Source organism: Streptomyces lushanensis (assembly GCF_001700515.1).
Lineage (GTDB): Bacteria > Actinomycetota > Actinomycetes > Streptomycetales > Streptomycetaceae > Streptomyces > Streptomyces lushanensis.
In genome coordinates this window covers 21,837-37,066 of the sequence record NZ_MAUD01000105.1, presented here as the reverse complement: position 1 = coordinate 37,066, position 15,230 = coordinate 21,837, and the positions used below count along the sequence as shown (strand labels likewise).

At 73.2% G+C, this 15,230-nt stretch carries 3 protein-coding genes; 1 reads left to right on the top strand and 2 read right to left on the bottom strand.

Annotated features, from left to right (window positions below; all coding sequences use genetic code 11):
* Positions 1 to 140 precede the first annotated feature (140 nt).
* Both BFF77_RS10180 and BFF77_RS10175 read right to left on the bottom strand, forming a co-directional pair.
* Positions 141 to 560, bottom strand: a complete 420-nt coding sequence (locus BFF77_RS10180) for a YybH family protein (protein WP_066946662.1) — start codon at positions 558 to 560, stop codon at positions 141 to 143.
* 160 nt (positions 561 to 720) lie between these two features.
* Positions 721 to 1,053: a YybH family protein gene (locus BFF77_RS10175; RefSeq protein WP_342671222.1), complete on the bottom strand. Its 333-nt coding sequence runs from the start codon at positions 1,051 to 1,053 to the stop codon at positions 721 to 723.
* 293 nt (positions 1,054 to 1,346) lie between these two features.
* On the opposite strand from BFF77_RS10175, the gene BFF77_RS10170 reads away from it, so the two are divergent.
* A complete protein-coding gene (locus tag BFF77_RS10170) occupies positions 1,347 to 15,206 on the top strand; it encodes a type I polyketide synthase (protein WP_066946657.1) in 13,860 nt (4,619 codons plus the stop codon).
* The last annotated feature ends 24 nt before the right edge of the window (positions 15,207 to 15,230 follow it).

Genomic DNA, 15,230 nt, shown 5'->3' with positions numbered 1-15,230 from the left:
TCCGTCGTGGCAGGCGGCCGTTGACCGGGGAATTACCCGGCCATGACGCCAGGACGGACCCCCCGACGACGGAGAACCCCCCGGGAACGAATCCCGGGGGGTTCTCTGCTGTGCCGTACCGCTGTGCCGGGCGCCGCCTGCTACTCGGCCACCAGGCCCGTGGCGGCCACCGGACGGTCGATGGCCATCAGCCAGCGGCCGTCGTCCTGACGCCGCAGGACGTCCGTGCAATTGCCCTCCAGGAGGAGCGGCGCACCGTCGGGACCGGTGGTCTCGATGCTGTAGTCGACGCCGATCAGCGCCACGTCGCCGGCGATGTACGAGTGGGTCACCCTGGCCTTCAGGCTCGGCTTCGAGACCAGGAACTCCTTGAAGAAGGCCAGACGTGCCGCGCCGGTGAGGGGCTCACCGGAGAAGTTCGAGATGGAGTCGTCGAGGTACAGACGGTTGAACAGCTCGCCGTCACCGGAGTTGAAGACCTGGATGAAGATCTCGTTCTGGGTGTCGGTGTCGCTGGTGAGGTCAGGGTTCTCGGGATCGAAATCGATGGTGAAGGCCATGGTGAACCGGCCCGCCTCTCTGTGATGACCGAATGGCTCTGATGTGCCGTGCCGACTGGTGCTCGTGCTGACCGGCCCGAGGCGCCGCCGCGCCACGGGTCGGAGTGTGTACGGACGAGATCCGGATCCGGCCTGTGGGCCCGGGACCGGCTGGTGCGGGTCAGTCCTGGCCGAACGGGTCGTCGACGGCGTAGCGCCAGACGGAGTCCTCGCCCAGGCGCAGTACGTCCACGCCGACGCCCGTCAGCCGCTCGGCCACGCCCGCCTCGTCGACGGTCTCGATCACCCAGTCGACGATCAGCAGCGCGGTGTCGCCGGTGACGAAGGACTGCCGCGGAACGGCGGTCATCTTCGGCTTCCGGGCCAGGAACTCACGCTGGTAGTCCCTGCGGGCCTGGCCGGTCAGCGGCTTGCCCGGCTCCCAAACCGCGACGGCCTCTTCGGTGTAGAAGCTGTCGACGGCGTCGAAGTCCCCGGAGTTGAAGGCATCCACGTAAAGTTCTGTGCGCTTTTCCAAGTTATCGGTGAGTTGCGACATGGGAGAGTCGGCCTGCCCTTCTGTGGGTGAGGTGGCTGAGTTCCACGTGCCAGGACGCTATTCCATCCCGCGCAACATCCCGGGCATCGCCGGGTAATACGGTGCTCTCCCTCCGCTTCGGCGCCGAATTACCCGATCAAGGCCGCACGTTGAGTTTCCGGAGAGGGCGACTCCCTACGATCGGGTCACAGGATTGCCTCAATGCTTTGGGTTGTCGGTCAATTCAGCCGGAAGGGTAGTCGAGCGCGATGACGAACCAGCACCACCTTGAGACACCCGTGGCGCGTGGAGGGAACAACGAGGCCGTCGCGGTCGTCGGGCTCTCCTGTCGGCTGCCGGGCGCGCCGAGTCCCTCGGACTTCTGGGAACTGCTCCGTACCGGAACGAGCGCCGTCACCGGTGTCCCCGAGGGCCGTTGGCTGACCGCGACGGGACACCCGGCGCCCGAGGAGGCCGGATCCGGGATGCGCCGGGGCGGGTTCCTGGACCGGGTGGACACCTTCGACGCCGCCTTCTTCGGCATCTCGCCCCGCGAGGCCGTCACCATGGACCCGCAGCAGAGGCTGGTACTGGAACTGGCCTGGGAGGCCCTGGAGGACGCCGGCATCGTGCCGGCCACGCTGCGCGACAGCCGTACCGCCGTCTTCGTCGGTACGCTGCGTGACGACTACGCCGCCCTGCTCTACCAGCACGGCGCCCAGGCGATCACCCAGCACACCATGGCCGGTGTCAACCGGGGCGTCATCGCGAACCGGGTGTCGTACCACCTGGGTCTGCGCGGCCCGAGCCTCACCGTCGACTCGGCCCAGTCCTCCTCGCTCGTCGCCGTGCATCTCGCCTGCGAGTCACTGCGTTCGGGCGAGTCCGAGGCGGCCGTCGTGGCCGGGGTCAATCTCAACATCCTGGCCGAGGGCGCGGTCACCGGGGAGCGGTTCGGCGGTCTGTCGCCGGACGGGACCTCCTACACCTTCGACGCCCGCGCCAACGGATTCGTCCGCGGCGAGGGCGGCGGCGCCGTCATCCTCAAGCCGCTCGCCCGCGCGCTCGCGGACGGCGACCACATCTACGGAGTGATCCGCGGCAGCGCGGTCAACAACGACGGTGCCACCCCCGGTCTGACCGTCCCCGGCCGCGCGTCCCAGGAGCGGGTGCTGCGCGAGGCGTACGAGAAGGCCGGTGTCGACCCGGCGGCGGTCCAGTACGTCGAACTGCACGGCACCGGTACGCCCGTCGGCGATCCTATCGAGGCGGCGGCGCTCGGCGCGGTCCTCGGCGCCGGACGCCCGCCCGGGCGGGCCCTGCGCGTCGGCTCGGCGAAGACCAACGTCGGCCATCTCGAAGGGGCCGCCGGTATGGTCGGCCTGCTCAAGGCGCTGCTGGCGCTCAGCCACCGCCGGCTCCCCGCCAGTCTCAACTTCGAGTCGGCGGGCCCGGACATCCCGCTGGCCGAGCTCGGCCTCGCGGTGCAGAGCGAGCCGTCCGAGTGGCCGGAGCCCGGCCGGCCGCTGCTGGCCGGTGTGTCCTCCTTCGGCATGGGCGGCACCAACGCGCATGTCGTACTCGCCGAACACCCGGCGCCCGAACCGGCCCCCCGCCCGGAGCCCGCGGACACGCCCGCCCTCACGCCCTGGGTGATGTCCGGCCGTGGCGCCGCCGCGCTGCGCGGCCAGGCCGAGCGGCTGCACACCGCCGTCACCGCCGACGGGACGCTCGATCCGGCGGACGTGGGTCTGTCCCTCGCCGCCCACCGCACCGTCTTCGACCACCGTGCGGTCGTTCTCGCCGACAGCCGTACGGCGCTGCTGGACGGGCTCGCGGCGGTGGCCCAGGGAGCGCCCGCGCCCGGCGCCGTCACCGGTACGGCGCGGCCCGGAGCGCCCGCCCTGCTCTTCACCGGCCAGGGCGCCCAGCGCATCGGCATGGGCCAGGAACTGCACCGTGCCTTCCCGGTGTTCGCCGAGGCGTTCGACGAGGTGTGCGCTCATCTCGATCCGCTGCTCGGCCGCCCGCTGAGCGAGATCATCACCTCCGGTGACGGTCTGGACGGGACGGGTTTCACCCAGCCCGCGATCTTCGCCGTGGAGGTGGCCCTGTACCGCCTCGTCGCCTCCTGGGGCATCGCCCCCGCGTATGTGGTCGGCCACTCCATCGGAGAGATCGCCGCCGCCCATGTCGCCGGAGTGCTCTCGCTCGCGGACGCCGCACGCCTGGTGGCGGCCCGCGGCCGGCTGATGCAGGCCCTCCCCGCCGGTGGGGTCATGACCTCCGTACGGGCCGGCGAGGACGAGGTGCTGCCGTTGCTCGCCGACGAGCCGCTGGCCGCGATCGCCGCCGTCAACGGACCGCTGTCGACGGTCGTCTCGGGGGACGGGGACGCGGTCGGCCGGATCACCCGGCGCCTGTGCGACCAGGGCCGGAGCATCCGCGCGCTGACGGTCTCGCACGCCTTCCACTCACCGCTGATGGACCCGATGCTGGACGACTTCCGCGAGGTCGTCGGGCAACTCACCTTCCACGAGCCGAGCCTGCCCGCCATCTCCACCGTGACCGGCCGGCCCGTCGCGCCCGGGGAGTGGACCTCGCCCGAGTACTGGGTGGAACAGGTGCGCCGGCCCGTGCGGTTCCTGGACGCCGTGCGCGCCCTGGAGGCCGCCGGAGTCACGACCTTCCTGGAGCTGGGCCCCGACGCCGTCTGCTCGGCCATGGCTGTCGAGTGCCTGAGCGACGCGGACGCCACGGCGTCGGTGGCCGCGCTGCGCTCCGGCCGTCCCGAGCCCCGCAGTCTGCTCACCGCCCTCGCCACGGTCTTCGTCCGGGGTACGGACATGGACTGGGCGGCCGTGTACGCCGGGCGGGCGGCCCGCCGGGTCCCGCTGCCCACATACGCCTTCCAGCGCGAGCCGTACTGGATCTCCGGCACGGCCGGCGCCGCGCGGCTCCCCTCGGCCGCCGCGCCGTCGGCCGCCGTTCCGGCCGAGCGCCGGCCGGACGCGCCGGTGTCACCGGCCGGGACCGCGGCCGATCTCGCCGGAGTCGTCACCGCGCACATCGCCTCCGTACTGGAGTACTCCGGCGACCGCCGCGTCGAGCCGCACACCAGTTTCAAGGAACTGGGCTTCGACTCGCTGATGTCGGTGGAGCTGCGCAACGCGCTGTCCGCCGCCACCGGACTGCGGCTGCCGAGCGGTCTCCTCTTCGACCGGCCCACGCCCGCCGCGCTCATCGACCATCTGCGCACCCTGACCGAGGGCCGGAGCGAGGAGGCGGACGACGAGCCGCCCGGCGCGGAAGCCGCCCATGAACCCATCGCCATCGTCGGCATGGCCTGCCGCTACCCCGGCGGGATCGCCTCGCCCGAGGATCTGTGGCGGCTGGTCGCCGAAGGCGGCGACGCGATCTCGGGCTTTCCCGTCGACCGGGGCTGGGACGACGGGCTCTTCGACCGCGATCCGTCCAGGAGCGGCCGGAGTTCCGTGCGCGAGGGCGGCTTCCTGCACGACGCGGCCCGGTTCGACAACGCCCTCTTCGGGATCTCCCCGCGCGAGGCGCTGGCCATGGATCCACAGCAGAGGCTGCTGCTGGAGACCGCCTGGGAGGCCGTGGAGCGGGCCGGGCTGGACGCCGACGCGCTCAGGGGCAGCCGTACCGGTGTGTTCGTCGGTGCCACGGCACTCGACTACGGACCGCGTATGCACGAAGCGCCCGACAGTGTGGAGGGCTATCTGCTGACCGGCACCACACCGAGTGTGATGTCCGGCCGTATCGCCTACCAGCTCGGGCTGGTCGGGCCCGCGGTGACGGTGGACACCGCCTGCTCGTCGTCGCTGGTGGCGCTGCACATGGCGGTACGGTCGCTGCGCTCCGGCGAGACCACACTGGCCCTCGCCGGCGGCGCCACCGTGATGTCGCAGCCCGGCATGTTCGTGGAGTTCTCCCGGCAGCGCGGTCTCGCGGCCGACGGACGCTCCAAGTCCTTCGCGGCGGGTGCCGACGGCACCTCATGGGCGGAGGGCGTCGGTCTGCTGCTGGTGGAGCGGCTCTCGGACGCCCGTCGCAACGGACACCCGGTGCTCGCCGTGATCCGTGGCTCGGCGATCAACCAGGACGGCGCGAGCAACGGACTCACCGCGCCCAGCGGTCCCTCCCAGCAGCGTGTCATCCGCCAGGCGCTGGCCGACGCGGGCCTCGGCCCGGCCGAGGTCGACGCGGTCGAGGCCCATGGCACCGGAACCAGGCTCGGCGATCCCATCGAGGCCGAGTCGGTCATCGCCACCTACGGCCAGGGACGTGAACGCCCGCTGCTGCTGGGCTCGTTGAAGTCCAACATCGGTCATGCCCAGGCCGCCGCCGGTGTGGGCGGTGTGATCAAGATGGTGCAGGCGATGCGCCACGGTGTGGTGCCGATGACACTGCATGTGGACGAGCCGTCCCCGTTCGTGGACTGGGACTCCGGCGCCGTGGAGCTGGTCACCGAGCGGGTGGAGTGGCCGGAGGTGGACCGCCCGCGCCGCGCCGCCGTCTCCTCCTTCGGGATCAGCGGCACCAACGCCCATCTCGTCCTCGAACACGAGCCCGCGGACGAGCCCTCGGCCCCGGAGGTTCCCGTTCCGGCGACTCCGGTCCCCTGGCTGGTCACCGCGCGGGACGAGACGGCCCTGCGCGCCCAGGCCGTCCGGCTGCGGGAACACATCACCGCCACCGGAGCCCGCCCCGCGGACATCGGTCTCTCCCTCGCCACCACCCGTACCGCCCTCGATCAGCGGGCCGTGATCCTCGGCACCACGGGCGACTCGCTCCTCGCGGGGCTCGACGCCCTGGCGCGGGGCGCCGACGTACCCCAGGTGGTCACCGGAAGCGCCTCGGGCGCCGGCCGTACCGCGTTCCTGTTCACCGGACAGGGCGCGCAGCGGGCCGGCATGGGCAAGGAACTCCACGCGTCGTCACCGGTGTTCGCCGCCGCCCTCGACGAGGTCTGCGCGGCACTGGACCCGCATCTCGAACGGCCGCTGCGCGATGTGCTGTTCGCCTCCGCCGACAGCGCGGACGGCGCGCTGCTGCACCGGACCGCGTTCACCCAGCCGGCTCTCTTCGCCGTGGAAACGGCGCTGTTCCGGCTGCTGGCCCACCACGGACTCACTCCCGCCCTGCTCGCCGGGCACTCGATCGGTGAGCTGACTGCCGCCCATGTGGCCGGAGTGCTCTCGCTGGACGACGCGGCCCGGCTCGTCGCGGCCCGGGGACGGCTGATGGAGTCGGCGCGCGGCGGGGGCGCCATGATCGCGATCGAGGCGGAGGAGGCCGAACTCGCCGCCGAACTCGCCCGGCACCCGGGTCTGCTCTCGATCGCCGCCGTCAACGGGCCCACCTCGCTGGTGATCTCCGGCGACGAGGACGCGGCCGAGCAGGTCGCGGAGCGCTGGCGGGCCCGGGGCCGCAGGACACGCAGGCTCCAGGTCAGCCATGCCTTCCACTCGCCGCACATGGACGACGTGCTGGAGGAGTTCCTCGCGGTCGCGCGGGGCCTCACCTTCCACGCGCCCGCCCTGCCGATCGTCTCCACCGTCACCGGTGAGATCGCCGACGCCGCCGTCCTCACCTCGCCCGACCACTGGGCCGGGCAGATACGCGGTACGGTCCGCTTCCTGGACGCGGCCCGCGCCCTCGAGCACCACGGCGCCACCGTCTTCGTGGAGGTGGGCCCCGACGCCGTACTGACCTCCATGGTGCGCGACTCCCTCACCGGTGATCCGGCCGCCGTGCCGCTGATGCGGGCCGGACGGCCGGAGGCGGAGACACTGGCCACGGGCCTCGCGACCGCCCTGACCCGGGGCGCGCCGCTCGACACCGCCTCGTTCTTCCCCGGCGCCCGCCGCGTCGACCTGCCGACGTACGCCTTCCAGCGCGAGCACTTCTGGCTCGCGAACGGCACCGTCACCGACGCCAGGGGACTCGGTCTCGATCCCGCGGACCATCCGCTGCTCTCCACCGCGACGGAGCTGGCCGGGCGCGAGGACCATGTGCTCATGGGCCGCCTCGGCACCGGCAGCCATCCCTGGCTGGCCGACCACGCCATCGACGGCACGGTCCTGGTGCCCGGCACCGCCTTCCTCGAACTCGCCCTGACCGCGGGCGGACTCCTCGGCGCCGAGCGGGTGGACGAACTCACCCTGGAGTCGCCGCTGACACTGCCCGAGCACGGCGCGATACGGGTCCAGGTCTCCGTGGAGGCCCCCGACTCCTCCGGCGCCCGGGTCTTCGGCATCCACGCCCGCCACGACACCGCGGCCGACGATCCGGGGCCCTGGACCCGCCATGCCTCGGGCGTCCTCGGCCGGGCGGAGGACCCCGCCACCGGGGAGTCGCCGGTCTGGCCGCCCGAGGGCGCCGCGGCGCAGCCGCTCGACGATGTCTACGACCGTCTCGCCGAGCTCGGCTATCAGTACGGTCCCGCCTTCCAGGGTCTTACGGGCCTCTGGCGCCAGGGCGAGGACCTGTACGCCGAGGTGTCCCTGCCCGGCGAACACCACACGGACGCGGCCCGCTTCGGAATCCATCCGGCGCTGCTCGACGCGGTCCTCCACCCGCTGGTGCTGCACGCCGCCGAGTCGGCGGGCAGCGCGGCGGCCGGCTCGATCCGGCTGCCGTTCTCCTGGAGCGACACCGTCCTGCACGCTACCGGGGCCACCGCCCTGCACGTACGTATCTCTCCCGTCGGCCCCGACACCTTCTCGCTGACCGCCACCGACACCACGGGCCGGCTCGTCGTCGCCGTCGACTCCCTGGTCCTGCGGCCCGTCGTACGGGACCGGCTCGCCGCGGCCGACGGCCGCTCCGACGCCCTGTACGGCGTGGAGTGGACGGCCGTGCCCATGGCCGCCGCGGACCCGGGCGCGCTCCGGATCGCGGAGGCGCTCCACGGGGAACTGCCGGGCGCGGACGGCACGGAGGGTACTGAAGGCGCCGGTGAGGAAGCCGCCGCCGAGGTCGTCCTCGTACGCGTCGACCAGCTCCGTACCGACGGGCCCGCGGAGGACGAGGCCGGCGCCGCCCACCGGACCGCGGCGGGCGCGCTGCGTCTGATCCAGCGGTTCCTCACCGACGAACGGTACGACGAGACGCGGCTGCTGCTCCTCACCCGGGGCGCCGTCGCGGCGGAGCCCGGCGAGAGCGTCACCGCGCTGGCGAGCACCCCCGTATGGGGCCTGGTCCGCGCGGCGCAGTCGGAACACCCCGGCCGGCTGGTCCTCGTGGACGTGGACGGTCCGGAGGCGGAGACCCTGCTGCCCGCGGCTCTGGCCACCGGCGAGCCGCAACTCGGCCTGCGTGGCGGCCGGTTGACCGCGCCCCGGCTGGTCAGGGCGAGCCGCGCCGACACCGACACCGACACCGTGGCCGCGATCGGCCCGGCGGGCACCGTACTGATCACCGGTGGTACGGGCGGACTCGGCGCCCTGTTCGCCCGGCATCTGGCCGGGTCGCACGGCGTACGGCGGCTGCTGCTGGTCAGCCGCCGAGGCCCCGACGCGCCGGGCGTCGGCGAACTCGTCGCCGAACTCGCCGCGTTGGGAGCGGACGCCCGGGTGGCCGCGGCCGATGTCGCCGATCGCGACGCCATGGCGGAGCTGCTGGCCCGCTTCTCGCCGGAGGAGCCGCTGACCGCCGTGGTGCACACGGCCGGTGTGCTCGACGACGCCACCATCGGTGCCCTCACTCCTGAACGGCTGAGCGCGGTCATGCGGCCCAAGGTCGACGCGGCCTGGCATCTGCACGATCTCACCCGGGAGATGGACCTCACCGCCTTTGTGATGTTCTCGTCCGTCTCCGGTCTGCTCGGCACCGCGGGACAGGCCAACTACGCCGCCGGCAACTCCTATCTCGACGCCCTGGCGGCCCATCGCCGGGCCCTGGGACTGCCGGGTGTCTCACTCGCCTGGGGGCTGTGGGACGGCACCCACGGCATGGGCGGCACACTCGGCGAGGCCGACCTGGCCCGCTGGAGCCGTATGGGCATCACACCGCTCACCCCGGAGCGCGGACTCGCCCTGTTCGACAGGGCGCTCACCGAAGGGCCCGCGCTGCGTGTGCCCGTGGAGCTCGACCTGTCCGTGCCGCGCGCCCGCACCGACGAGCCTCCGGCGCTGCTGCGCGGACCCGGCAGGGCGCGCCCGCGCCGCGCGGCCGTATCCACCGCGGTGACCGGGGGCTCCGGCTGGGCCGGACGGACCGCCGCGCTTCCCGAGGACAAGCGCCGCGAGACCGTACAGGAACTGGTGCGCGGCACCGTCGCGGCCGTCCTCGGCCATGCGGACGCCACCGCGCTCGACCCGCGGCGCGCCTTCAAGGAGATCGGCTTCGACTCGCTCGCCGGAGTGGAGCTGCGCAACCGTCTCAACGCCACGACCGGACTGAGGCTGCCCACCACGGCCGTCTTCGACCATCCGTCGGCACAGGCACTGGCCGACCACATCCTCTCCCGTGTCTCGGACATCGGGTCCGCGTCGGCCGCCTCCTCCGCGCCGACGGCCCGTGCGCAGGCCGTCGCCGCCGACGAGCCGATCGCGATCGTGGGGATGGCGTGCCGCTATCCGGGTGGTGTCGCCTCGCCTGAGGACCTGTGGCGGCTGGTGCTGGACGGCACCGACGCGGTCAGTGAGTTCCCGGTCAATCGGGGCTGGGACCTGGACGCGCTCTACGACCCGGACCCCGAGCGGACCGGCACCTCCTATGTACGGCACGGCGGATTCCTCCACGACGCCGACCAGTTCGACCGTGAGTTCTTCGGTCTCCCGCCGCGCGAGGCGACCGCGATCGATCCGCAGCACCGTCTGCTGCTGGAGACCGCGTGGGAGACGATGGAGAGCGCCGGTCTGGATCCGGCGGGCCTGCGCGGTTCCCGGACCGGTGTGTTCACCGGAGCCATGTACGACGACTACGCGTCCCGGCTGTCCGCGAGCCCCGAGGAGTACGAGGGCTTCCTGCTGGCCGGCAATCTCTCCAGCGTCGTGTCCGGCCGGTTGTCGTACACGTACGGGTTCGAGGGTCCCGCGGTGACGGTGGACACGGCGTGTTCGTCGTCGCTGGTGGCGTTGCATCTGGCGGCGAACGCGTTGCGTTCGGGTGAGTGTGATCTCGCCCTCGCCGGCGGTGTCACCGTCATGGCCGGGCCCAGTGTCTTCGTGGAGTTCTCCCGGCAGCGCGGACTCTCGGCCGACGGCCGGTGCAGGTCGTTCTCTGCGGACGCGGATGGGACTGGGTGGGCGGAGGGTGTGGGGCTGCTGCTGGTGGAGCGGCTGTCGGATGCCCGCCGTAACGGGCATCAGGTGCTGGCGGTGCTCAGGGGGTCGGCCGTCAATCAGGATGGTGCGAGTAATGGTCTGACGGCGCCGAACGGTCCGGCTCAGGAGCGGGTGATCCGGCAGGCGTTGGCGAGTGCGGGTCTGTCGGCGGCTGATGTGGACGCGGTGGAGGCGCATGGCACGGGGACGCGGTTGGGTGATCCGATCGAGGCGCAGGCGTTGCTGGCGACGTACGGTCAGGATCGTGAGCGTCCGTTGCTGCTGGGTTCGTTGAAGTCGAACATCGGTCATGCGCAGGCGGCTGCCGGTGTGGGTGGTGTGATCAAGATGGTGCAGGCGATGCGCCACGGTGTGGTGCCGAAGACACTGCATGTGGGGGAGCCGTCTCCGTTCGTGGACTGGGAGTCCGGCGCCGTGGAGCTGGTCACGGAGGAGACCCCGTGGCCGGAGGTGGACCGCCCGCGCCGCGCCGCCGTCTCCTCCTTCGGGATCAGCGGCACCAACGCCCACATCATCATCGAGGAGGGCGTCGAGCCCGACACCGGCACCGCCGCCGGACAGCCCGACTCCGCACAGGCGCCCGCACTCTCGATCGCGCCCTTCCTCGTCTCGGCCCGTGGCGAGGAGGCCCTGCGGGCCCAGGCGGCACGGCTCGTCGAGTACGTCGACACCCACCCGGAACTGACCATCGACGACATCGGCAGGTCGCTGGCCACCACCCGTGCCCTGCACGGTGACGCCGCCGCCGTCCTGGCCGAGGAACGCGACGAACTCCAGGGCGCCCTGCGCGCGCTGGCCGGAGGAGACGCCTCGCCCGCCGTCGTCCGCGCAGGCCGGGGACGACGGGGGAAGACCGCGTTCCTGTTCACCGGACAGGGCTCCCAGCGGCTCGGCATGGGCCGCGAACTGTACGGCTCCTCCCCGGTGTTCGCCGCCGCGTTCGACGCGGTCTGCGCCCATCTGGACCGCGTGCTCGACCGTCCTCTGAAGAGTGTGCTCTTCGCACCGGAGGACTCCGCCGACTCGGCCCTGCTCGACCAGACGGCGTTCACCCAGGCCGCCCTGTTCGCGCTGGAGACCGCGCTGTTCCGGCTGGCCGAACACCACGGCCTCACACCGGACTTCCTGCTCGGCCACTCCATCGGCGAGGTGACCGCCGCGCATCTGGCCGGAGTGCTCGATCTGCCGGACGCCTGTGTTCTGGTCAGCGAGCGAGGACGGCTGATGCAGGCCGCGCGTGAGGGCGGTGCCATGGCGGCGCTGGAGGCACCGGAGGACGAGGTGCGCGCCACGCTCGCCGGGTACGGCGACACGGTGACCGTCGCCGGCGTCAACGGTCCCCGCTCCACGGTGATCTCCGGTGACGAGTCCGCCGTCGAGGCGGTCACCGCGCTCTGGCGCGAGAGGGGCAGCCGGACCAAGCGGCTGCCGGTCAGCCATGCCTTCCACTCGCCGCACATGGACGACGTCCTGGACGAGTTCCGTACGGTCGCCGAGGGCCTCACCTTCCATCCGCCGCGTATCCCGGTCGTCTCCAATGTCACCGGCGAGCTCGCCACGGCCGAACAGCTCACCGCGCCCGGCTACTGGGCACAGCACATCCGGCAGCCGGTCCGCTTCCTGGACGGCGTGCGGCTGCTGGCCGCCGCGGGCGTCACCGAGTGGCTGGAGCTGGGCCCGGACGGAGTGCTGACCGCGCTGGTGCAGGAGTCCCTGACCACCGACGCCGGCGCGCTCACCCCCGCGCTGCGCCGGGGCCGGCCCGAGGACCGCGCCTTCGCCTCCGCGCTCGGCCTGCTGGCCGCGCGAGGCGCGGAGGTGCGCTGGGACGCCGTGTTCCCGGGCGCCCGTACGGTCGCGCTGCCCGGCTACGCCTTCCAGCGGCAGCGCTACTGGCTGGAGGAGCCGGCCCGCGCCGGTGACGCCGCCGGACTGGGCCTGACCGCCACCGGACATCCGCTGCTGGGCGCGGCCGTCGCCCTCGCGGACCGTGACGAGCACGTCGTCACCGGCCGGCTCTCCCGGCACACCCATCCCTGGCTGACCGATCACGCCGTCGGCGGCGCCGTCCTGGTGCCCGGCACCGGACTGCTGGAACTCGCGCTGCGGGCCGGGGAGCAGATCGGCACCCCGGGCGTCGACGAGCTGACGCTGGCCGCGCCTCTGATCCTGCCGGAGCGCGGCGGGGTCCGGTTGCAGCTCGTCGCCGGAGCCGCCGACGGCGCCGGTGGCCGTACCGTACAGATCTACTCGCGGCCCGACGGCGGTGCCGACGAGGACGCGGGCGAGTGGACCCTGCACGCCCAGGGCAGGCTCGGCACGGCCGAGGGCGCGACGGCCCGCCACCCTCAGGACGACGGCCTCACGGTCTGGCCGCCGGCCGGCGCCGTCGAGACCGATCTGACCGACGTCTACGAGCGGCTGGCCGAGCGGCAGTACGCGTACGGTCCCGCGTTCCGGAATCTGCGCCGGCTGTGGACGGCGGACGGCGATCTCCACGCGGAGGTCGCCCTCGGTGAGGACCAGCGCGCCGAGGCGGGCCGGTTCACGATCCATCCGGCGCTGCTCGACGCCGCGCTCCACGCCCTGCTGCCCGGTGTCGCCGGGGACGGCGGCGGATCCTGGCTGCCGTTCTCCTGGTCCGCCGTCACCGTACGGGCCTCCGGCGCCCCGGCCCTGCGTGTCCGGCTCGCCTTCCACGGCACCGATCCGGAGTCGCCCACGGTCCGGCTGACCGTGGCCGACGGCACCGGCGCTCCGGTCGCCTCCGTCGACGCGCTCACGCTGCGGCCCCTGTCGGTCGAGGCGCTGCGCGCGGCGGCGACCGGTACGGGTGACGCCCTGCTCCGGGTCGACTGGACCGCGCTGCGGGACGGGCAGACCACCGGGAAGCCCGCCGACTGGGCCGTGCTCGGTGACGAACGACCCGACGGGCTCGGGCTGACCGGGGGCACCGTGCGCGCCTACACCGACGCCGGGTCCGTCGTCCGCGCGCTGGACGAGGGCGTGCGGGCCCCGTCCTTCCTGGTGATCCCCTGCCTGCCCGCACCGGCCGGGGGCAAGGACCTGCCGGACCTGGTCCGGGCCGGGACACAGCGTGTTCTGACGGCCGTACGGTCCTTGCTGGCCGAGGAGCGGCTCGCCGGTACCCGGCTGGTCGTGGTGACCCGAGGAGCCGTCGCCGCCGGGCCGGGCGAGGACGTGACCGATCTGGTCCATGCCCCGGTCTGGGGGCTGCTGCGCTCCGCGCAGACCGAGAATCCGGGCCGGCTGGTCCTGATCGACGGCGAGAGCGCAGACCTGCCGGCCGGCCTTCTCGCGCGGGCCGCACAGAGCGGCGAACCTCAGACGGCGCTGCGCGGCGGCACGCCGCTCGTGCCGCGGCTGGCCCGCACCCGGCCGGCCCGGGGATCCGGCACGGCACCGGAGCCGGGCACCGTACCGGAGCCGGGCACAGCGCCGGAGATCACACCGCGGTGGGACCATGGAACGGTCCTCATCACCGGTGCCACCGGTGCGCTGGGCGCCATCGCGGCCCGCCACCTCGTGGTGTCGCACGGCGCGCGGCGGCTGCTGCTGGTGAGCCGCCGGGGTCCGGGCGCACCGGGCGCCGAGGAACTCACGCGAGAGCTGGAGGCCTTGGGCGCAGAGGTCGCCGTCGCCGCGGCCGATGTCGCCGATCGCGACGCCATGGCGGAGCTGCTGGCCCGCTTCTCGCCGGAGGAGCCGCTGACCGCCGTGGTGCACACGGCCGGTGTGCTGGACGACGTCCCCCTGGAGGGACTGACGCCGGAGCGGCTGGACACCGTCCTGCGGCCCAAGGTCGACGCGGCCTGGCACCTGCACGATCTGACCAGGGACATGGGCCTCACGGCCTTTGTGCTCTACTCCTCCGTCGCGGGTCTGCTCGGCACCGCGGGACAGGCCAACTACGCGGCGGGCAACACCTTCCTCGACGCCCTGGCCGCCCACCGCAGGGCCCACGGACTGCCGGGCGTCTCGCTCGCCTGGGGCCTGTGGGGCGAGACCGGCTCGATCGCGGGCCATCTCGCCGACGCGGATCTGCGCCGGCTGGCGCGTTCCGGTCTGCTGCCGTTGGCGAGCGACGAGGCCATGGCCCAGTTCGACGCCGCGCCCGCCACCGGCGAACCGGTGCTCGCCGTCACCCGGCTGGACGCCGCCGCGCTGCGGGCGTCCGGCGCCGGGATCCCCTCGCTGCTGCGAGGGCTGGTGCCGGCCGCGCCCAGGCGCGCGGTGGCGGCGGCCGACGGGGACGGGCCCGGACTCGCCGAGCGGCTCGCCGCCCTGTCCCCGGCCGAACGCGGCCGGACGCTCACCGCCCTGGTGTGCGGCCGGGTGGCCGCCGTACTCGGCCACACCGACCAGGACGCGATCGATCCCGACCGCGCCTTCCTGGAACTCGGCTTCGACTCACTGACCGCGGTCGAGCTGCGCAACCAGCTCGGAGCGGCTACCGGACTACGACTGCCCACCACGACGGTCTTCGACCACCCCACGCCGGCGGCGCTCGCGGCGCACCTCCTCGAACGGCTCGTCGTGGACACCGCGCCCGGCGACCCCGTGCTCGCCGAACTCTCCCGGCTCAGGTCCGCGATCGAACAGTCCGCCTCGGACACCGGTGCCTACCACCGGATCACCGCCCAGCTCCGTGAACTGCTCGACGCCGCGGATCTGGCGAACGGCGGCACCGCGGCCTCCGAGGAGGGCGACGAGCGGGACGAGAGGTACGGGGCCGGCCTCGAATCCGCCTCCGACGAGGAGTTGTTCGCCCTTGTCGACGAACTCGACTGAGCGCGGCACTTCGGGCGCATCAGA